Below are 18,733 nucleotides of genomic sequence, written 5' to 3' on the forward strand. Positions count from 1 at the left end.
AAAATTTGATAAATTTTAATTTAAGGAGAATTTTATGGCGCAAAACAGAGTTATAAAAATGTATTATGAGCTAAAAGACGCAAATTCAGGCGAAATTTTAGAGTCAAATTTCAACGCAAATCCGATTGCCTTCATCACTGGCAAAGAGCAAATTATCCAAAAACTAGAAGATGAAGTTCTAAGCCTAGGCGAGGGCGAGAGCAAAATCGTTAGAATTTCACCAAGTGACGGCGTTGGCGAATACAACGAAAACGCTATCCAAATTTTGCCAAAAGAGGAATTTGCAGGTATTGATTTGGTCGTAGGTATGGAGCTTTTCGGTCAGGCAGAAGACGGCGCGACAACCCGCGTAATCGTCAAAGCAATCGGCGAAGAAGATGTTACAATCGACTTTAACCACCCATTTGCAGGCAAAGAGCTAGAATTTAATGTCAAAGTCGTCGAAAATCGCGAGCCGAGCGAAGACGAGCTAATGACAGGCGTGCCAGAGGGCGAGCATACTTGCGGTTGTGGCGGACACGGACATCATCATGGCGAAGACCATGAGTGCTGCGGCGGACATGGACACCACCACCACGGAGATCACGAGTGTTGTGGCGGGCATGGACACCACCACCATGGCGATCATGAGTGCTGCGGCGGACACGGTCATCACCACGAGGACTAATATATGAAATACGCATTTATTTTCCCGGGTCAAGGCTCACAAAGCGTGGGTATGGGCAGAGAAATTTACGAAAATTTTGCCAGCGCAAAAGAGCTTTTGGACACTGCTAGCGCGCATACTAAAATCGATTTTGCAAATTTGCTTTTTGAGGCAAACGATAAACTTGATATTTCTGAATTTACTCAGCCAGCAATCGCGCTAAATTCGATAATGTGTGTTTTGGCGCTAAATGAGCAGATTAAAATTTCGCCTGAGTTTTTGCTAGGACACTCGCTTGGCGAGTTTAGCGCACTTGGCGCTGCTGGTGCGATTGAGGCAAAGGAAATTTTAAGGCTTGTAAATATCCGCGGGAAATTAATGCAAAATGCTTGCGAGGGCAAAAATGCCGGTATGATGGTGGTTTTGGCCCTTAGCGACGAGGTAGTTTGCGCTATTTGCGACGAGGCTAGGGCGCAGGGCAAGCAGGTTTGGGCTGCGAATTTCAACTGCGACGGACAGATCGTCGTGGCTGGCAACCGCGATGATTTGGCGAGTTTGGAAGCCAAATTTAAAGAAGCTGGCGCAAAGCGCGCAATGCTACTTAATATGAGCGTAGCTAGCCACTGCCCAATGCTTCAAAGCGCAAGCGACGAGCTTGTGAGCCATTTAGAGCCTACGCTAAATGATAGTTTTGCCCCAGTCGTAGCCAATGCAACAGCTAAAATTTATAGCACAAAAAGTGAAGCCCTAGGGCTTTTAAAAGCGCAACTAATCAGCCCAGTACTATACAAACACAGCGTGAAAAACTACGAAAATAGCGTGGATTGCTTCGTCGAATTTGGCGCAAGCGTGCTAAAAGGGATAAACAAAAAAATCACCGACAAACCGACTTTTAGCATTTCAAATTTAAGCTCGCTAGAAGAATTTGTAAAATTCGCAAAGGAAAACGCTTGAAAATCGCAATTTTAGGCGCAATGCCAGAGGAAATAGAGCCACTTTTGGCGAATTTAGACGCCAAAAAGATTGATTATGCAAACAACGAATTCTACCTTGCGAAATTCGGCGCGCACGAGCTTATCATCGCTTACTCAAAAATCGGCAAGGTAAATTCTACCCTTACTGCCACGCTGATGATAGAAAAATTCGGCGCAGAGAAGCTTATTTTTACGGGCGTTGCAGGCGCGCTTAAAGAGGGTTTGAAAATCGGCGAAATTTTATACGCTACCCGCCTAGTCCAGCATGATTTGGATATCACGGCCTTTGGTCATCCGCACGGATTTGTGCCAGGAAGCCCGATTTTTGTGGATACTGACGCGAATCTTAACGAAATCGCACAGCGCGCGGCAAGGGAATTGGGGCTAAATTTAAAATCAGGCATTATCGCAAGTGGCGATCAATTCGTATGCGACGAGGCGCGCAAAGCTTGGATTGGGGCCGAATTTGACGCGAGCGCGGTCGAAATGGAGGGCGCTAGCGTAGCGCAGGTTTGCCACGCGCTAGGTGTTGGCTTTTGCGTGTTAAGAGCCATTAGCGACGAGGCTGGAAACAAAGCCGAGTTTGATTTCGACGAATTCGTCGTAAAAAGCGCGAAAATCAGCGCGAATTTAGCCCTAAAAATGGTCGAACTTCTTTGATAAATATCTCCAAAAAACTTTTGCGCGTGGTCGGCCAAACCAACGCAAAATACAAAATGTTCGAAGAGGGCGATAAAATTTTGCTCGGGTTAAGTGGTGGCAAAGACAGCATGTCTTTGGCACATATTTTGAAGCATTTCCAAAGTGTAAGCCCGCTAAAATGGGAGTTCGAGGCCGTCACGATAAGCTATGGTATAGGCGAGAATTTAGGCGAAATTTCAGCGCATTTTAAGAAACACGAAATCCCATATCGTATCATTGAAACCAAAATTTTCGAATTTGGCAAGGAAAAAATCCGCGCAAACACCACATTTTGCAGTTTTTGCTCGCGCATGCGCAGAGGCTATCTCTACACATACGCACTCGAAAACGGCTTTAACAAAATCGCCATAGCTCACCATTTAGACGACGCTGCGGAGAGTTTTTTTATGAATTTCACCTACAATGGCGCACTTCGCACCCTAGCTCCAAAATACACCGCCCAAAACGGCCTAGTAATAATCCGCCCACTAATCCTAGCCAGAGAGCGCCAGCTAAGCGCGTGTGCGGCGCAAAATGAGCTTCCAGTGATGAACGAAGAAGATAGCTGTCCAGCCAAACAATACGGAGGCAAGGAACCAATCGCCAGAGCCGCGACAAAGGAGCTTTTAGCCCAGTATGAAAAGGCTCACCCGAAATTTTTTATCAGCCTAGAAAGTGCGTTTAACAACATCCACGACGACACATTTTTCACGCCGAAATTTTAAAATTTTGAAATTTGGTAGTTAAATTTTAGTTTCATATTAATAAAATTTTAATAATAAATAAATTTTTCAACCTAAATTTAGACGAATTTTGATAAATTCACATGTCAATTATCAGATTTCTTTGAAAAGGCTGTCGTGTGAGTAAAATTCATCAAATTGTAATCACAAATCCGGAGCTTTGCATAGGTTGTAAGGCGTGCGAGAAGGCTTGTGTTAAAGAATCTATAAAACGCGGCAAACTAGGAATTACACGCATTAGAGTATTCAAAGTAGAAAAAACCTCTTCTACAAACCAATGTCGCCAATGCGACGATGCTCCATGCGCCGTAGTTTGCCCAAGCGGTGCTTTGCAAAATTTAACAGATTTTGTCCATCTCAATGAGCATTTATGCGTCGGCTGTGGGCTTTGCACCGTAGCCTGTCCGTATGGCGCCGTCTCATTAGATAGCACTGGTGTTTTTGGAGTCGAAAAAGACGCGAACTATCTTAGCCAACCGGGATTTCCAAGTCTCGCTGTCAAATGCGATATTTGTGATGGTAGAGAGGAGGGCTCGGCCTGTGTCGAAGCCTGTCCAAAAGGCGCGATTATAATGCTAGATTCAAATTCAGAGCATAAAATCGGAAAAAAACTCAAAAATACGGAAAATATGCAAAATTTCATCAAGGCTATCAGCGATAGAGATGTTGATCTAAGCGAGTTCGTGGCTCCACCTGCGCCAAAACCTGCGCCAGAAGCGAGCGTGGCTGAAAAAGCGGCTTCTGATACGGCTTCTGCGCCACAGAGTGCGTCAGCCCAAAAACCGGCTGAAAAACTAGCCCCACAAACAGCTCCTGCCCTAACTCCTGCGCCAGCTGAGAAAGTAGCTCAAAAACCGACTCCTCAAAAGGTCGAAGCAAAAACCGAGCTAAAAGCTGAGCCAAAAGTAGAAGCTAAGCCTAGTGATGAGATAAAACCGCAAAAAGTAGCCTCTAAACCGAAAAAAGAGAGCAAAGGGGCAAAAAATCCAAATTTGAAATCTAACGATAATAAGGATGACAATGCTTGAATTTATTTTTATTTCATACTTATTAATAGGCGTTATCAGCTTAGCTCTTTATAATTCGCAAAAGACTGCTTTGTATTTTGGATTTATTTCAAATGCCACTATTTCGGTAGTGGGCGCGCTGTATTTCCTATCGCAACTGCATGGAAGTAGCGAATTTGTGCTTAGGGGATTTTTGTTTGAACCAAGCTTTTTGCTAACGCCTTTGGGTGCATTTTTTAGTTTTATAGTATGTTTTATAGGCGCGATGAGTGCGATTTATTCGCTTGGATATTTGCAAAATTTCAAGCTAAATTTTGCTGTAAAATCTGCGCTTTTTAGCTTTTTTATGCTAAGCATGCTAATGGTTATTAGTAGTAATGATGTTTTTGGATTCGTGGTTTTATGGGAGTTAATGACGCTAGTTTCTGCGCTAATGCTCAAATTCAACGACACTCCAAGTTCGAATTTCACAGTTATGCTATATCTTGGCGTGGCGCAAGTGGGCGCGTTTTGTATCGTTATAGCGTTTTTGATTATGGCGCATAGTGCTGGAAGCTTGCATTTTAGCGACTGGAATTTCAATGCTTCATCTTTATTTATTTGCATTTTGCTTTTTATCGGATTTGGCACGAAGGCTGGTCTTGCACCGTTTCATGTGTGGAGCCCGCTAGCATATCCTCTTGCAAATTCAAATGTCTCAGCACTATTTAGTTCTGCGATGAGTAAGGTCGCAATTTTTGGTTTGATTAAATTTATGTTAATTGCCAAAATCCCTGCCTCTTTTGCCTTAGCTATGATGATTTTGGGCGCATTTGGTGCTGTTTGGGGTATCATTTTTGCTGCGCTTCAAAACGAGTATAAAAAACTAATCGCATATAGTTCTGTTGAAAATATGGGAATTATCTTGCTAGCACTTGGTGCTGGACTTTATGGCTTGGCGACTAATAATAATATATTAGCTGCGTTTGGTTTGGCTGGTGCGATTTTGCATAGCTTAAATCACAGCGTGTTCAAGGCTGTTTTGTTCTTTGCTGCTGGAAATATCTACAATGCAAGCAAAAAGCTAAAAATCAACTCTTTGGGCGGTTTGGCCAAATTTATGCCAATCACTGCGTTTTGTTCGCTAATAGCTGTGTTAAGCATAGTCGCAATTCCGCTATTTAACGGCTTTGCGAGCGAGTGGTTGATATATAAAGCACTTTTATCAAAAACAGATCCTGGAATTTCAAGATTAGTTTTTGCGCTTTCGACTATCGGTTTGACGCTAGCTGGCGTGCTTTGTGCGTTTGCCTTCGTTAAATTTTACGGATTAATATTTAGTGGCAAAGCCAAAGGCGAGTATAGGGAGGCTTCGATTTTCTCACTCGTGCCTATGGTGATTTTGGCGCTTTTCTGCGTGATTTTGGCTCTTTCATCGCCTATGTTTGTAAGCAAAATTTGGTCATTTATGCCAGTGGCAGATAGCGGAGCGACGCTATCGTTTTCATTGCTTTGGCTATGTTTGATTGCTATGTTAATCTTGCCATTTGTGATTTTGTTAGTTTTCAAATCGCCTTTTGATAAACCAAAACTAAGCGATCCATGGGCGAACGGATTTAAATTTAGCAATGATTTCTTGCCAAATTCAAACACAGCCGTAGGCGATTTAAGGCGAGTTTTATCTAAATTTATGTGCATAAAAATGCGCAAAAAAGGCTCATCTTATAGCATTATCGTAAAAGATGTTTTTATGGAATATATCTACAAGCCTATAATTGATATAAATATGAAAATAGCCGATAAAATCGCCATTATGCAAAATGGCAAGAGTGCGACTTACGCATTTTATATGGTGCTTTATCTTGGCGTTATGGGCGTGGGAATATTTTACTTTTTTGGAGGCAAACTATGATATTACAACTACTTTTAGCTCTTGCCTTGATGCCACTATTTGACGGTATTTGTCGAAGTTTGCGTGCAAAAATCCAGTCTCGCCAAGGACCGCCGATTTGGCAAACTTATTATGATTTGTTAAAACTTTTGCGCAGAAAGCGAACGGCTCCAAATTCAGCCCATTTTGTCTTTAAATGGACGCCGTATTTGCTTGTGGCAATCGGAGCGTTTTTGGTAATGCTAACGGCTGCTAGATGTGAGAGCATTTCAGATTTGATTGTTATCGTGTATCTGCTGGTCGCATTTAGAGTTATTCTAAATTTAGCAGCATTTGATAGCCTAAACCCATTTGCGGCAATCGGCGCAAACAGAGAAAATATGCTTGCTCTTTATGCTGAGCCTATTATGATTTGCGGTGTAATCGTGGTTTGTGCGATGTTTGGCGATACAAATTTGGTCAAAATTCACCAAGCTGTGATAAATGGCGAAATCGGCGCAAAAGCATCGTTTATAGTCGCTGGGATTGTGTTTTTGTGGGCTGTTTATATCGAAATGTCAAGAAAGCCTTTTGATATAGCAGAAGCAGAACAAGAGGTTCAAGAAGGTGTCGTGGCTGAATTTAGCGGTAGAGATTTGGCGCTCATCGACATTGGCGCTATGCTAAAACAATTTGCCGTAATTTGCCTATTTGTTAAAATTTTTATTCCTTTTGGGTTTAATAATTTACTACTAGATTGCATTTTTACGGTGATTTTGGTCGAATTTGCCACAACGGCTGCTGTGCTAATCGATAACTTCGGTCCTAGGTATGCAATGCTTTCGACTTTGAAATTAAACGCTTCGTGGATGTTAGGACTTGGCGTTTTAAGCGTGATTTTGTTTGCTGCGGGGGTTTAATATGGAAGCATTTGCAATACTTTTAATGATGATTTCTTTGGCGGTATTTTCGTTTAGGGATTATAAAATTTCAATTTCTCTTTATGCGTTAAATACTGTTTGTTTGGTAACTCTATTTTTTATTATGGCAGCTAAATTTGATGCTCACGAGCTTCGTTCTTGGGCGGTAATTGCGATTATTACAAAGGTTATTTTGGTTCCTGCGATTTTGTTTTATGCTCTTAGTAAAATCGATATGCGTTATGAAAATGATCCATACACAGGATTTTTCTTATCGCCTGTGATAGCTTTTGCATTTTCGCTTGGATTGGCACTTCTTTTAACGCCGATATTTATGAAATTTGCAATTATTCAAAACGAAGTGGTTATTTGTGCTGCAATTTTTACATTTTGGATTGGGGTTTGCGGATTTATTTTAAGAAGGTCGTTTTTAAAACAAATTTTGGCTTATTGTTTGATAGAAAACGCGGTTCATCTAAATTTAGCCACAAACGCTTGTAATGCTAGTTCGCTAGTCGAGCTTGGAATTTTAAGCGACGCTGTGTTTGGAATCGCGATTATGGCTATTTTGGCAGTTAGATACAAAGAGGTCTTTGGTAGCCAAAATACGAATTTAGCCAGTGAGTTAAAGGGTTAATATGATAATATATTTAATGCTTATTTTGCCGTTAATATGTGCGGCGTTGATTTATTTCGTGCCTGATAGGCTGATAAAAATCGCAAATTTAGCCTTTGCGCTCGTTATTTGTGCTGTTATATTTAAAGCTATCTCTTTGATAGGCTTTACCCCGCTTTTCGCGCTAAATAAAATGCTGTTTTTAGATAGCTTGGGTGGAATTTATCTGACAATCATCGGCATTACAGGGACTTTGGTAACGCTATATTTTCCTACCTATCTTGGTTGGAGAGATGAAAGCCCTAAAAAAATCAAAAAAATGCTAGTTTTAGCCTATATCACGACATTTGCTATGATACTATCTGCTGTGGCAAATGATATTGCTATCATGTGGGCGGCTGTCGAAGCGACAACGCTAAGTAGTGTTTTTATGGTTGTTTATAACAAGAAAAAACAAATCGTAGAAGCCGGTTATAAATATGTAATGGTCTGCTCTCTTGGTCTAGCATTTGCTATGCTGGCTACTATTTTGCTTTATTCAAGCGGTGGGATTTTATTTACAGATTTAATTGATAAAAAAATCGATCCGCTTACGATGAAAGTTATTTTTATCTTAGCTCTTGTTGGATTTGGCACAAAAGCAGGTCTTGTTCCAACTCATACTTGGCTTCCTGACGCTCACGCACAAGGTCCATCTCCGACTTCTGCTGTGCTTAGCGGTATAGTGCTAAAAGTCGCAATGCTAGCTCTCATTAGATACTATTTTATCGCTGCAAATTCAGTCGGCATGGAATTTGTAATGGATACTATGCTTGTAAGTGGCGTGATTACACTTTATGTGGCTGGGTATTTCTTGGTAACTCAACACGATGTAAAACGCATGCTTGCTTATCACAGCGTAGTTCATATGGGCGTTATCGCATTTGCTTTGGGAGTTGGCGGAAAAATCGGCGTAGCGGCAGCACTTTTCCATTGCCTAGCTCACAGCCTTACAAAAGCCCTAGCTTTCCTTACCACGGGAAATACTTGGAGAATTTACCAAACAAACAATATGCACAAAATGGGTGGTCTAGCCTACACTGCACCACTTACTTGCGTGTTTTTTGGAATTTCGATTTGCTCACTTGTTGGAGTTCCAGCTTTTGCGATTTTCGTAAGCGAATTTATGACTTTTACGCAAGCAATTTTGACAGAGCGATATGTCGTAGCGATTATTTTTGCGATTGCATTAGCAGTTATTTTCATAGCAGACTTTTCACACTTTTTCTTAGCTTCATTTGGCAAAAACCAAAGCGAGTTAAAATACGATAAAGAGATGAGTTTGTTCGAAAATTTACCGCTTATATTTTTGGGCTTTTTTGTTATCGCTTTTGGACTTTGGAAATTTGAGTTTTTCTGGAATTTGCTTGATTTGAGCGTGAATTTAATAAAGGATTTAAGATGATAGGTGATTTATACATTAGTCAAATCGAAAGCGAATTTAACATACTTGAAACCACAAGACAAACCGATAAACAAATAACGATTTTGGTCGATAGAAACGATCTACCTGCTGTGGTAAATAAGCTATATTATGGTATCGGCGGTTGGTTAGTGACGATGGTGGCAAACGACGAGCGATCTATCAATAAACATTTTGCGCTTTATTATGTGCTTTCTATGGAGGGTTCTAAATTTAGCCAAGATGATGAATTAGAAGAGAAATGCTTTATAACCGTTAAAACTCTAATTCCGGCTGATGATCCTGTTTATCCCTCAGTTACACCGCTTGTTAAGGCTGCTGTTTGGTATGAAAGAGAAGCTTTTGATCTCTTTGGGCTTAGAGCAGAAGGGCTAATAGATCCAAGAAGACTTGCTATGAGTGATGATTGGCCGCTAGATTTATATCCGCTTAGAAAAGATGAGATGAATTATAAATTTCGTCCAGATCCGCTAAGCATAGAGCCTGATTATGAATTTAAAAAGCCAAAGGGCGTAAATACCCAAGCTATCCCGCTTGGACCGCTTCATATCACGGCTGATGAACCGGGACATTTTAGGCTTTATTGTGACGGCGATACGATTGTAGATGCGGATTATAGGCTGTATTATGAGCATAGAGGCATGGAAAAACTAGCCGAAAATCGTATGAACTACACTCAAATGGCGTTTTTAGCCGAGAGAGTTTGTGGAATTTGCGGTTTTGCGCACTCTATCGCTATGGCAAGAGCCGCAGAAAACGCTATGGGGTTAGAAATTCCTGAACGAGCAAAAGCTCTTAGAGTTATGAGTGCAGAAGTTGAAAGACTTCACTCAAACTTGCTAAATATCGGTTTAGCGTGTGAAGTTACGGGAAACTACACCGCATTTATGCATGTTTTTAGAATTCGTGAATATACGCTTGATTTAGCTCAAATTTTAACAGGTGGCAGGAAAACTTACGGCACGGTAACCGTAGGCGGTATGAGGCGAGATATCAGAGCCAAAGAGATAAAAGAGATTTTAAATTTGCTCTCTAAAATCGAGCAAGAATTTGAAGATGTCTGGGAAGTCATCATAAATGATGAAAGACAAATGTCCCGCTGGAAGGGAATTGGCGTTTTAGATCCGCAAGTTGGCAGGGATTATGGCTCAGTAGGACCTACAATCAGGGCTAGTGGATTTAAGCGAGATGTTCGTTACGATTACCCTGATGAATTTACGAAAAAACTCAAATTTAACATAAATACCGAGAGTAGTTGCGATGTCTATGGCAGGGTCAAGGTGCGCTACCATGACACAAAAGACGCGATTAATATAATCAGGCAGTGTATTGATATAATGCCAGGTGGCGATATCATCGTAAGTAGCGATTATAGGGTTAAGCCAAACAGCTACGCAATCGGTTATATCGAAGCCCCACGCGGTGAGGATATACACTGGATAATGCAAAGCGGAAGCCAAAAGGTATATAGATGGCGCGTCAAGGCTCCTACATTTAGCAACTGGCCAGCCCTAGCTCATCAGCTTCGTGGCTACACCGTCGCTGATGCCGCGCTTATCGTATGTAGCCTAGATCCGTGCTATTCATGCACCGAAAGGCTAACCGTAGTCGATATAAAAAGCGGAAAAAGCAAAATTTTAGCCGGAAAAGAGCTTAAAGCGATTTGCCAAAAAGGAAATTAGATGAAAATTTTTGATTTAGTGAAAAAAAAGGGAGTTGTTACAAAGCCTTATCCGTTAGCGCCGTATGAAATGAGTGAAAATTTCAGAGGCCGCCCAGAATACACCTACGCTTTGTGCATTGGTTGCGCGTCTTGTGGCGTGGCTTGCCCGCCAAACGCAATCAGCGTCAAAATCGAAGATGAAAAGTCAGTAGTGTGGCGATACGATACTGGCAGGTGCATTTTTTGTGGTCGTTGCGAGGAGGTCTGCCCTACAAAGGCTATCAAACTTAGCTCTAAATTTGAACTAGGCGTGAATTTCAATCGAGCTGATTTGCATGTGTGTGGCACTATGGAGGCGCATAACTGCTCGCAGTGTGGCAAGGCCTTTACTTCGAAGCGTTTTGTCCAAACCGCGCTTAGTAGAATCGCGGCTTCAAATATGAGCGATGATCGCAAAAAGCTAGCCAGAGAATATACGCAAATTTGCCCTGCTTGCAAACGCGAAAACACAGCAGCGAAAATGCGAGAAAATGATTATCAAAGGATTGTGTGATGAGCGGCGATGATAAATTAAAATTTTTAAAACAAATTAGGCGAAGTTTCAGCGTTTTTCGTGTCGATTGCGGTAGCTGTAATGGTTGCGAAATCGAGATTTTCGCCACTCTTGCTCCACAATGGGATCCAGAGAGATTTGGCTTCAAACTCGTCGCAAACCCACGCCACGCCGATATTTTGCTAGTAACTGGGCCAGTTACTAGGCAGATGTATTATCCGCTTTTGCGCGCGTATGAGGCGATTCCTGAGCCAAAAATCGTCGTAGCCTTGGGCGCGTGCGGTTCAAGTGGCGGAATCTTCCACGATAGTTACGCCGTGTGGGGCGGTGCGCAAAGCGTAATTCCAGTCGATGTCTTTATCCCTGGCTGTCCTCCGCACCCAGCTGGCATTTTATACGGGCTAGCTAGCGCGCTTGGGCTAGTAGATCAAAAGCTAAAAGAGCAAAAATTTGAAAAAAGTGAGAATTTTATTTTCACAGATAAACCTTCGTTAGTAGGCGATATGGCGTTTGAAAAATCAGCTTACCAAAAGGCAAAATTTTTGATGAGCTATGTCCATGCTGACGAGCTTTATGACAAATTTATGGACGCGCTTCGCACAAGCGGTGAGCCTAAAAACCCTGCTAGCGTCAAAACAGCTGTTTTAAACGCGATTAGCGCAGAAGAGGATCCGAGATTTAAAGAGTGCTTGGGAATTATCTACAACGATGTGTATGGCAAGTATTTTGGCGCAGAAAAAATCGATCTAAAATCCCTTGCTTGGGCGTAAATTTTAAATTTACGCCCCTTTTTTAAATTTTTTAAAAATTCTTATTTAAATTTTTATAATATCAATAAGTTTTATATTTTATATAATTTTAGTGTAATCTTAGTTTTAAATTTTAAAATGCTTTAATGAACACGGGTTATAATCGCACTTTATTTCGTTAAAAGGGGAAATCATGAAAAAACTTCTTTGTTCATTGGTGGGCGTAGCTTGCTTGGGTGCTAGCGTAGCCAGCGCAAACACGCTAGATCAAATCAAATCTAGCAAGGTTTTAAGAATCGGCGTGAGCGAGCACATGGCACCATTTAGCGTATTGCAAAGTGATGGCTCATTTGTGGGCTTTGAGATCGACTTCGCAAAAGAGATCGCAAAGGCTATTTTGGGCGATGAGGGCAGGATAGAGTTCGTAGGCGTGCCTCAAAAAGAGCGCCTAGACTATGTTAAAGACAACAAGGTCGATTTGCTAATCGCAGCTTACACTAGAAACGAAAAACGCGCCCAAGTGGCTGATTTTTCGGTGCCATATTTTTCTATCAATCTCTCGACCGTTTCGAAAAGATCAGTTGGTATCAAATCAATCGAGGATTTAGAGGGCAAAAGAATAGCTGTCATCGGCGAGAGCAACTCAGATGTCTGGGTGCGCAAAAACCCTAATATCACCCCAGTGCCATGCCAAAATAACAAAGACTGCTACGACAAGGTCAATCGTGGCGAGGCTGACGCATATATGCACAATATCGTCTCGGTCGCCTCTGTGCCAGTGCTAGATATAAATTTCGAAGTATCAATCCCAAAAATCGGCGAGACATTTTTCGACTGCGTCGTCACCCAAAAGGGCAACAAAGATATGCTACAATTGGTCGATCAAAAGATTTTCGAGCTCTCGCAAGCAGGGTATTTCGATAAAAAATACGATGAGACAATCGGGCCATTTTATAACGGAAATGTCCCTAAACACTACTTTTTGTTAGACGATTTATACAATCAATTTTTAACTATGTAATCACCGCGAAATTCGCATTGATTAAATTTTAACTTCTTAAAAATTTGGCGCGAGTGTTAGATCGCGCCAAATTTCAAATTTAGGCTTTTTGCCTACTAAAAATCCCAAAATACGCACAAAACGCAAAGCCAAGCGCCACTGCATACGGCGCGAATTCGCTAATCCCCTTAGCCGAGCTAGCTAGCGAAAAATTATGCGCGATAGCCCCGCCACACGCCATGCCAGCGATGAAAATCGCAGAGTTTAGGTTTCCGCTTCCAGCCTGGACTAGGTGTTTGCCAGGACAGCCCTCGCACAGCGAAAAGCATAGCCCCGCCAATGCCATGCCGGCGAAATTCCAGATAAATTCGTTATGCGCGATTGGCTGAGCTTCGAAGCCGAATTTATACTGCCCAAACGCCAAATTTGCGATTGAGGCGCTTACGATTACCGCCACTATGCCCCAAAACATAGAAAAATCGCCGTTAAAAGTGCGCGAAAGTGCGCCTACGGAGCAAAATTTGCTTCTTTGCATAGCCGCGCCGATGATGATGGCTACGATTAGGGAGCTAAAAATCGGCGCATGTTGTGAGCCGGGACCCGTTGTAGAGCTAAAAATCGCGCCGTTTTCGCCAAATTTCACCCCGCTAATGAGTGCTAGCAAAAGCAAAATTCCAATGATAAGTGGCATGGCGCCAAGCGGTTTTGAAAGCTCGTTTTCGCGCTCTGTCTCGTATCCGCTAGCCTTAAAAAACCTGCCACAAGCTACCCCGGCAAATAGCCCCACCACGCCAGCGATTGCGCTCATATCGCCTCCGCCTAGGCGCAAAAACGCTCTCCACGGACAGCCCAAAAACACCAAGCAGCCAATCATCGCAAAAATCCCTAAGATAAATCTCGTAAATGGCGATGAGGCCGAGAGTGTGCGATACTCGCCGCTAATTAGCGAGGCGATAAAACCGCCGATGATAAGGCCGATGATTTCTGGGCGTATGTATTGCACCACGGCTGCTCTGTGAAAGCCGAGCGCACCAGCTGTATCGCGCAAGAAACAAGCGGCGCAAACGCCCATATTCGCGGGGTTGCCATAATGCACGAGCGCGGCTCCGCCAAGGCCAAGAAGAGCACCTGAAATGATAAAAAGTATGGTTGATTTTGGCATTAAATTGCCTTTTTGATAAGTTAAGCAGACCTGCTTTTTTCGGGGCGAATTGTAGCGAAATTTGATTAGAGTTGATTGAAAAAATTTGATTAGTTTGGGATAGAAATTTGGTTTTAAATTTACGGGTTTTGCGGGGTTTGGAATTTATTGCATTAAATTTTGGGTTTGGGCTTTGCTTTCGCGCAAAAGTAGCTTTATGTGTTTTAGCAAAATCGGCGAAGCATAGGGCAAAAGCTCGCTAAATTCGGGGTCAAGCGTGGCGTAAGTCTTGGCTAAATGGTTGTAAAATCTCGCCCTGTCGTTTTCGTTGCAGATGAAAAGCTCTTGCTCGAAAACGCCCAAAGCTTGGGCGATAAATGGGATTAGCTCGACTTTTAGCTCACGATTGCCGTTGAGGTAGTTGTAAAGCGTGGGTTCGCTGGGGATTTCGCCTGTGGAGTTTAGGTGCGGTTCGAGCGATAAAATCCGCCTGACAAGCTCTTTTTTGCTGATATTTTTTTCTTTTGCGATTTCGGCGATTTTTTCGTAAATTTCCATTTTCGTCCTAAATATTCAAAATGAATAACTTCTTTGAATTTTAAATATTTTTTTATTCGTATTGAATATTTATAGACTTCAAATTGAATAAATTTAGGGAAAATTGGGTAGAATAGCAGTTAAATTTTAATAAAAGGATAAAAATGGGTTGGGGTTTTGATGATAAACTAATACAAGATTTTGGAAAATTTACAAGAATTAAAAATTTTCACTCGCCAAATATTCCGCAAAGAAGCGAAATAGAAAAATTAGCCAAAGATTTTAAATCAGAGCCAAAACTTAATCTCTCTGTGTTAGAAAATTTCGATGAAGCCGATAAATTCTGCAAAGATTTATTTTTAAATAAATCAAAATATTATGATTTTATTCATTTAACAAAATTGACAAATTTGCCATCAATCATAAAAATGGGTGGAATTTATAGTAAAAATTACTTAAAAGATAAAAATGTAGAAATGGATTTTATAACAGAGGATTTATCACATAGTTTAGACAAAAGACGAAATTTGGATGATTATGTGCATTTATCAATTATTGGTGATTCGCCGATGTATAAGGCTTTTATTGAGCGAGGTAAATTTATTGAAGATTTTGCTTTGATTTTAATAAGTCCTTTGATTTTATATTATCGTGCGTTTTTAATGAGTGATAAAAATGCTACTGATAATAATGCAAATATAAATAAATATAGTGTGATTAAAAATACATTAAATTTTGAAAAATTATATGCGATAGATGGATTTCCTGATTATAGCAACCAACCAGAATTTAAAATGGCTCAATCAGAAGTTATGATTTATGAAAATATTCCGTTAAAATTTGTTAGCGAAATTATTCCTTTGATTTGGTGTTAAAATGGCAAAAGCAATCAGACCATGTTTTTATGTGGTAGAAAAAGCTCCGTATGTAAAATTTGAAAATGTAGAATTCGAGTATTTTTCAGGTTTTGCAAAATCTCAAAAAGAAAAGTCAGTCAAAAGCTTTTTAAATTCTGCAAAAACAAAATTTAAAAGTGATAAAATTTTAGAAATTTCAAAGGCTTCACCATTAGATTTAGGGCAAAATTTAAGTGCTTTTAACTTGCAACTTACATTAAAAAATGAAAACGGCGAAAATATAAAAACAAGTGTGGAGCGGTTTTTTCAAGGTTCAAAAGTTTTTGAGCGCGGTGGAGCATACCACGAAATAATTTATGATGAAAAAATTCATCCAAAAAAATATGAAAAATTAAAAAATAGTGGAAATTTTGTAGGGTTTAAACTTTTTGGCGTAGAGTATTCAACTGAGCCGAAAACATATTTTTACGATTGGCTTTATATAAATGCACTTTTACAAAATTCGCATTTAAGCGATAAAATTTGCGAATTTGAGTATTTTAGCGACATAGAATTTAATCCTAAAAAATCATTTTCATCGCAATCAAAAAGCGCCTCGTTATTTTATGCGATGAAAAAATATAATTTATTAAAAGAAAATTTCGCCAACGCCGAAGTGTTTTTGAAATTTATGAGCAAAATTTATAAATCTGATAGTTTATTTTAAAGGAAAATAGATGAAAAAAATTACAATATTTTGTATGCTTATTTCGAGCATATTTGCAAATCAGTTTGATTGTTATAATGAAATATCAAGGGCGCAAACAGCAGAGCAAATGAATATAATATCGCAAGTTCTAAATTTAGAACAAAGGCAAATTAATCAAAATTTTCAAATGTTAGAAATAAAAAGACAAGAAATCAATTCTATGCACACACCAATACATATAGATACGCCAAATTCTATTGCGCAAGATATTCTTAATCCTAATAGGCGGTTTGATAGATTAAATCAAACTGTAAATAGATTAAAGCATCTTGAAAGTTTAAATATGTCTTTAAATTTAGAAGAAACAAAACTGCAACAAAAACAAATTTGGCTTAATGGTTGCATAAATTTGTATAATCAAAAAGTTAATCAAATGAATAAGTAGGGTAATATGGGAAAATTTACAATATGGTTTTTTGTTGTAGTTTATATTGGTGGTTGTGTTGGATATAAAATTTACAATTGGAATACTCCTTATGAAATTCGTGTAGGACCGAGAGATACGCCTACTGGTAGATATTCTACACCAGCGGAAGATTTTGAGAGTTATTTGTGGATTAGTGCTATTTTAATTGTAGTTATGCTGATATTATTTCTATATCAATATGCTAAAAATAAGGATTAAAATGAAAAAATTAATATTCTCAATTTTATTTACAAATTTATTTTTTAGCTTTGCTTTCGGACAAGATATTTGCGATGAGCAGTATATGAGAGAATGGATTGACAGGCTAGATAGTATGGCGTTAAATGCAGGTAAGAAAGATTTTTGGTTTAGTAAAAGCGAGTGTCAAAATAATACAATTATATTAAATACTCATATAAATACAAACCAAACTCCATCGCAAAGAGAAAAAGATGAATTGGATAAATTTATGAAAAATGAAGTAATGTGTTCTGACTATAATATTGAGCTAGCCGCTGATATAGGACTTAATATCAAAATGAACTTCTTTAATAAAAGTGGAAATTTAGTCCATACTATCAACACAAATCCGAGAAATTGTCCAAATTTTTTAAATTCTACAAATATTTGTGATAGAAAATATATCATAAACAGTATAAATAAATTCAACGCCAGAATGCCTATGGTTTTAGATGAATACAGTGCAACATATAATTTATATTGTGCTAGTAATACTTATATTTATAGCACTATGTTTTTTGTAAATCATTTAAGTGATAATACTGTGTTGGAATTAAAAAATGAATATCAGCAAATAATGCTAAATTCTTACTGCACCAATCCAAGTGACAGATTATTGCGAAAGCTTGGCGTATCGGTTAAACATGACTACTATTTGCAAAATGGCACATTTTTATTTAGCACACACGCAAGTCCGAGTAACTGCCCGAATTTTTAAATCTCGGCGCAGTATCGCAAACAACCCGCCAAATTTATGCGAATTTTAAAATTTTGGTGCGCCAGCACCAAACCAGCGCGCCATAAATCAATTTTAAGCGTCATAAAACGCCTAAATTCGCTTACTTCATCGTATTAAACACCCTATCGCCAGCATCTCCTAGACCCGGGACGATGTAGCCGTTTTCGTTTAGTTTCTCGTCGATTGCAGCGGTATATACAGGCACATCTGGGTAGATTTCGCTAAATTTTTGCAAGCCCTCAGGTGCTGCGATGATAGAGATAAATTTGATCTTTTTCACGCCTTTTTCTTTGAGGAATTTCACCGCGTCAATCGCCGTGCCACCGGTGGCAAACATCGGATCTATGATGATTGCGGTGCGCTCTTTGTAGTCGCCCGGGAGTTTTGCGTAGAAAAACTCAGCCTGCAAACTCTCTTCATTTCGCTGAAAGCCCAAAAACCCGACGCTCGCATCTGGAATTAGCTTAAAGACAGCGTCCAGCATACCAAGCGCAGCGCGCAAAATAGGGCATATCATAATTTTTTCGTCTAATCTTTTTGCTGTCATTTTTGCCACAGGCGTCGTAATCGGCGCGTCTTTTAGGCGCAAATCGTTGCTTGCCTCAAAAAGCATTAGATAGCTAATCTCGTCGATTAGCATACGAAACTGAAATGGATCTGTCTTTTTATCTCGCAGGATTGAGAGTTTGTGCTCGATTAGGGGGTGTGAGATTTGTTTGATATTTTTCATGATTTCACCTTTCATAAAATTTGCCTATTATACAGAAAATTGGTAATGAAAGGGTAGATTTTGGGATTTTGATTTGGTGGCGGACAGGGAGGGATTCGAACCCTCGAGCCCCGGTTAGAAGCTGCACCCTTAGCAGGGGTGTGGTTTCGGCCAGCTCACCCACCTGTCCAAGTAATAAGAAATCGCATTATATCGAATAAAACTAATATAACGCTTAAAATTTCGCTAAATTTTGAAATTTTGGTTGTTTTGTGGCAGTGCTGGGAAATACTGCGCCGAGAATTTTGCTACGCAAATTCTCGTAATGATAATGCCGAAGCAATCTAGCACGGCGAAGCCGTAACGAAAAATAAAACCAGCTAAATTTAGAAAAACGCAGTTTTTCTAAATTTAGCCACTTCTAAGGTTTTACAGGGGTGGGGGTTGGTAAGGGGGAGGGTAGCGTCTCCTAAAAAGCGCGCCCTCCCCCTTA

Annotated in this window: 21 protein-coding genes and 1 tRNA gene; 18 read left to right on the top strand and 4 right to left on the bottom strand. The window is 40.0% G+C overall.

Annotated elements, in window-relative coordinates; all coding sequences use genetic code 11:
- Window positions 1–34: 34 nt before the first annotated feature.
- The 13 genes from OFO00_RS03215 to OFO00_RS03275 all read left to right on the top strand — a co-directional run bounded on the left by OFO00_RS03215 (window position 35) and on the right by OFO00_RS03275 (window position 12,884).
- On the top strand, window positions 35–667 hold the full coding sequence (locus OFO00_RS03215) for an FKBP-type peptidyl-prolyl cis-trans isomerase (protein WP_270858363.1): 633 nt from the start codon (window positions 35–37) through the stop codon (window positions 665–667).
- A 3-nt stretch (window positions 668–670) separates the two neighbouring features.
- A complete protein-coding gene (gene fabD / locus OFO00_RS03220; protein ID WP_270864848.1) occupies window positions 671–1,600 on the top strand; it encodes an ACP S-malonyltransferase in 930 nt (309 codons plus the stop codon).
- The gene (locus OFO00_RS03225; protein ID WP_270864849.1) at window positions 1,597–2,280 is read left to right on the top strand and encodes a 5'-methylthioadenosine/adenosylhomocysteine nucleosidase; all 684 of its coding nucleotides are present in this window, start codon (window positions 1,597–1,599) and stop codon (window positions 2,278–2,280) included. Before fabD ends, OFO00_RS03225 begins: the two co-directional genes overlap by 4 nt.
- Complete coding sequence (locus OFO00_RS03230) at window positions 2,277–3,026, top strand: ATP-binding protein (RefSeq protein WP_270858360.1); 750 nt, start codon at window positions 2,277–2,279, stop codon at window positions 3,024–3,026. The genes OFO00_RS03225 and OFO00_RS03230 overlap by 4 nt, the downstream gene beginning before the upstream one ends.
- Before the next feature lie 137 nt (window positions 3,027–3,163).
- A complete protein-coding gene (locus tag OFO00_RS03235) occupies window positions 3,164–4,072 on the top strand; it encodes a 4Fe-4S dicluster domain-containing protein (RefSeq protein WP_270864850.1) in 909 nt (302 codons plus the stop codon).
- On the top strand, window positions 4,065–5,942 hold the full coding sequence (locus tag OFO00_RS03240; protein ID WP_270864851.1) for a proton-conducting transporter transmembrane domain-containing protein: 1,878 nt from the start codon (window positions 4,065–4,067) through the stop codon (window positions 5,940–5,942). Before OFO00_RS03235 ends, OFO00_RS03240 begins: the two co-directional genes overlap by 8 nt.
- Window positions 5,939–6,820 carry a respiratory chain complex I subunit 1 family protein gene (locus tag OFO00_RS03245; RefSeq protein WP_270864852.1) on the top strand — a complete coding sequence of 294 codons (882 nt, stop codon included), beginning with the start codon at window positions 5,939–5,941 and terminating at the stop codon, window positions 6,818–6,820. The genes OFO00_RS03240 and OFO00_RS03245 overlap by 4 nt, the downstream gene beginning before the upstream one ends.
- A gap of 1 nt (window position 6,821) precedes the next feature.
- Entirely contained in the window at window positions 6,822–7,457 is a 636-nt protein-coding gene (gene hyfE, locus OFO00_RS03250) for a hydrogenase 4 membrane subunit (RefSeq protein ID WP_270861447.1), read from the top strand.
- A 1-nt stretch (window position 7,458) separates the two neighbouring features.
- Window positions 7,459–8,880 carry a proton-conducting transporter transmembrane domain-containing protein gene (locus tag OFO00_RS03255; protein ID WP_270861446.1) on the top strand — a complete coding sequence of 474 codons (1,422 nt, stop codon included), beginning with the start codon at window positions 7,459–7,461 and terminating at the stop codon, window positions 8,878–8,880.
- A complete protein-coding gene (locus OFO00_RS03260; RefSeq protein WP_270864853.1) occupies window positions 8,877–10,580 on the top strand; it encodes an NADH-quinone oxidoreductase subunit C in 1,704 nt (567 codons plus the stop codon). The genes OFO00_RS03255 and OFO00_RS03260 overlap by 4 nt, the downstream gene beginning before the upstream one ends.
- Window positions 10,581–11,114 carry a 4Fe-4S dicluster domain-containing protein gene (locus tag OFO00_RS03265; RefSeq protein WP_270864854.1) on the top strand — a complete coding sequence of 178 codons (534 nt, stop codon included), beginning with the start codon at window positions 10,581–10,583 and terminating at the stop codon, window positions 11,112–11,114.
- Entirely contained in the window at window positions 11,114–11,884 is a 771-nt protein-coding gene (locus OFO00_RS03270) for an NADH-quinone oxidoreductase subunit B family protein (protein ID WP_270864855.1), read from the top strand. Before OFO00_RS03265 ends, OFO00_RS03270 begins: the two co-directional genes overlap by 1 nt.
- Window positions 11,885–12,056: 172 nt before the next feature.
- The gene (locus OFO00_RS03275; protein ID WP_270864856.1) at window positions 12,057–12,884 is read left to right on the top strand and encodes a transporter substrate-binding domain-containing protein; all 828 of its coding nucleotides are present in this window, start codon (window positions 12,057–12,059) and stop codon (window positions 12,882–12,884) included.
- 79 nt (window positions 12,885–12,963) lie between these two features.
- On the opposite strand, the gene yedE is transcribed toward OFO00_RS03275, so the two are convergent.
- Window positions 12,964–14,025: a YedE family putative selenium transporter gene (gene yedE / locus OFO00_RS03280; RefSeq protein WP_270864857.1), complete on the bottom strand. Its 1,062-nt coding sequence runs from the start codon at window positions 14,023–14,025 to the stop codon at window positions 12,964–12,966.
- Window positions 14,026–14,169: 144 nt separating this feature from the next.
- Window positions 14,170–14,562, bottom strand: coding sequence for a helix-turn-helix domain-containing protein (locus OFO00_RS03285; protein ID WP_270862249.1), 393 nt, complete (start codon window positions 14,560–14,562; stop codon window positions 14,170–14,172).
- Between the two features lie 143 nt (window positions 14,563–14,705).
- On the opposite strand from OFO00_RS03285, the gene OFO00_RS03290 reads away from it, so the two are divergent.
- Genes OFO00_RS03290 through OFO00_RS03310 form a run of 5 tightly spaced genes read left to right on the top strand, consistent with a single transcriptional unit; the run spans window position 14,706 to window position 17,510 of the window.
- Window positions 14,706–15,416 carry a DarT ssDNA thymidine ADP-ribosyltransferase family protein gene (locus tag OFO00_RS03290; protein ID WP_270864858.1) on the top strand — a complete coding sequence of 237 codons (711 nt, stop codon included), beginning with the start codon at window positions 14,706–14,708 and terminating at the stop codon, window positions 15,414–15,416.
- 1 nt (window position 15,417) lies between these two features.
- Window positions 15,418–16,104: a DarT1-associated NADAR antitoxin family protein gene (locus OFO00_RS03295; RefSeq protein WP_270864859.1), complete on the top strand. Its 687-nt coding sequence runs from the start codon at window positions 15,418–15,420 to the stop codon at window positions 16,102–16,104.
- Window positions 16,105–16,114: 10 nt separating this feature from the next.
- Window positions 16,115–16,531, top strand: a complete 417-nt coding sequence (locus tag OFO00_RS03300) for a hypothetical protein (protein WP_270862252.1) — start codon at window positions 16,115–16,117, stop codon at window positions 16,529–16,531.
- Window positions 16,532–16,537: 6 nt separating this feature from the next.
- Window positions 16,538–16,771, top strand: coding sequence for a hypothetical protein (locus OFO00_RS03305; protein WP_270862253.1), 234 nt, complete (start codon window positions 16,538–16,540; stop codon window positions 16,769–16,771).
- A 1-nt stretch (window position 16,772) separates the two neighbouring features.
- Window positions 16,773–17,510 carry a hypothetical protein gene (locus OFO00_RS03310; protein WP_270862254.1) on the top strand — a complete coding sequence of 246 codons (738 nt, stop codon included), beginning with the start codon at window positions 16,773–16,775 and terminating at the stop codon, window positions 17,508–17,510.
- A 121-nt stretch (window positions 17,511–17,631) separates the two neighbouring features.
- Here the strand turns inward: OFO00_RS03310 and upp are convergent, their stop codons facing one another.
- Together upp and OFO00_RS03320 are read right to left on the bottom strand one after the other, a co-directional pair.
- The gene (gene upp, locus OFO00_RS03315) at window positions 17,632–18,261 is read right to left on the bottom strand and encodes a uracil phosphoribosyltransferase (RefSeq protein WP_270864860.1); all 630 of its coding nucleotides are present in this window, start codon (window positions 18,259–18,261) and stop codon (window positions 17,632–17,634) included.
- A gap of 77 nt (window positions 18,262–18,338) precedes the next feature.
- Window positions 18,339–18,430, bottom strand: a tRNA-Ser gene (locus OFO00_RS03320).
- Between the last annotated feature and the right edge of the window lie 303 nt (window positions 18,431–18,733).

Source organism: Campylobacter sp. VBCF_04 NA7 (assembly GCF_027737405.1).
GTDB lineage: Bacteria > Campylobacterota > Campylobacteria > Campylobacterales > Campylobacteraceae > Campylobacter_B.

Bases quoted from the DNA above. Each gene is read 5' to 3' on its own strand.
- OFO00_RS03305 (WP_270862253.1), top strand. From the start codon at position 16,538: ATGGGAAAATTTACAATATGGTTTTTTGTTGTAGTTTATATTGGTGGT.
- OFO00_RS03295 (WP_270864859.1), top strand. From the start codon at position 15,418: ATGGCAAAAGCAATCAGACCATGTTTTTATGTGGTAGAAAAAGCTCCG.
- OFO00_RS03300 (WP_270862252.1), top strand. From the start codon at position 16,115: ATGAAAAAAATTACAATATTTTGTATGCTTATTTCGAGCATATTTGCA.
- OFO00_RS03255 (WP_270861446.1), top strand. From the start codon at position 7,459: ATGATAATATATTTAATGCTTATTTTGCCGTTAATATGTGCGGCGTTG.
- fabD (WP_270864848.1), top strand. From the start codon at position 671: ATGAAATACGCATTTATTTTCCCGGGTCAAGGCTCACAAAGCGTGGGT.
- OFO00_RS03270 (WP_270864855.1), top strand. From the start codon at position 11,114: ATGAGCGGCGATGATAAATTAAAATTTTTAAAACAAATTAGGCGAAGT.
- OFO00_RS03260 (WP_270864853.1), top strand. From the start codon at position 8,877: ATGATAGGTGATTTATACATTAGTCAAATCGAAAGCGAATTTAACATA.
- upp (WP_270864860.1), bottom strand. From the start codon at position 18,261: ATGAAAAATATCAAACAAATCTCACACCCCCTAATCGAGCACAAACTC.
- OFO00_RS03285 (WP_270862249.1), bottom strand. From the start codon at position 14,562: ATGGAAATTTACGAAAAAATCGCCGAAATCGCAAAAGAAAAAAATATC.
- OFO00_RS03240 (WP_270864851.1), top strand. From the start codon at position 4,065: ATGCTTGAATTTATTTTTATTTCATACTTATTAATAGGCGTTATCAGC.
- yedE (WP_270864857.1), bottom strand. From the start codon at position 14,025: ATGCCAAAATCAACCATACTTTTTATCATTTCAGGTGCTCTTCTTGGC.
- OFO00_RS03215 (WP_270858363.1), top strand. From the start codon at position 35: ATGGCGCAAAACAGAGTTATAAAAATGTATTATGAGCTAAAAGACGCA.
- OFO00_RS03275 (WP_270864856.1), top strand. From the start codon at position 12,057: ATGAAAAAACTTCTTTGTTCATTGGTGGGCGTAGCTTGCTTGGGTGCT.
- OFO00_RS03245 (WP_270864852.1), top strand. From the start codon at position 5,939: ATGATATTACAACTACTTTTAGCTCTTGCCTTGATGCCACTATTTGAC.
- OFO00_RS03310 (WP_270862254.1), top strand. From the start codon at position 16,773: ATGAAAAAATTAATATTCTCAATTTTATTTACAAATTTATTTTTTAGC.
- OFO00_RS03265 (WP_270864854.1), top strand. From the start codon at position 10,581: ATGAAAATTTTTGATTTAGTGAAAAAAAAGGGAGTTGTTACAAAGCCT.
- hyfE (WP_270861447.1), top strand. From the start codon at position 6,822: ATGGAAGCATTTGCAATACTTTTAATGATGATTTCTTTGGCGGTATTT.
- OFO00_RS03290 (WP_270864858.1), top strand. From the start codon at position 14,706: ATGGGTTGGGGTTTTGATGATAAACTAATACAAGATTTTGGAAAATTT.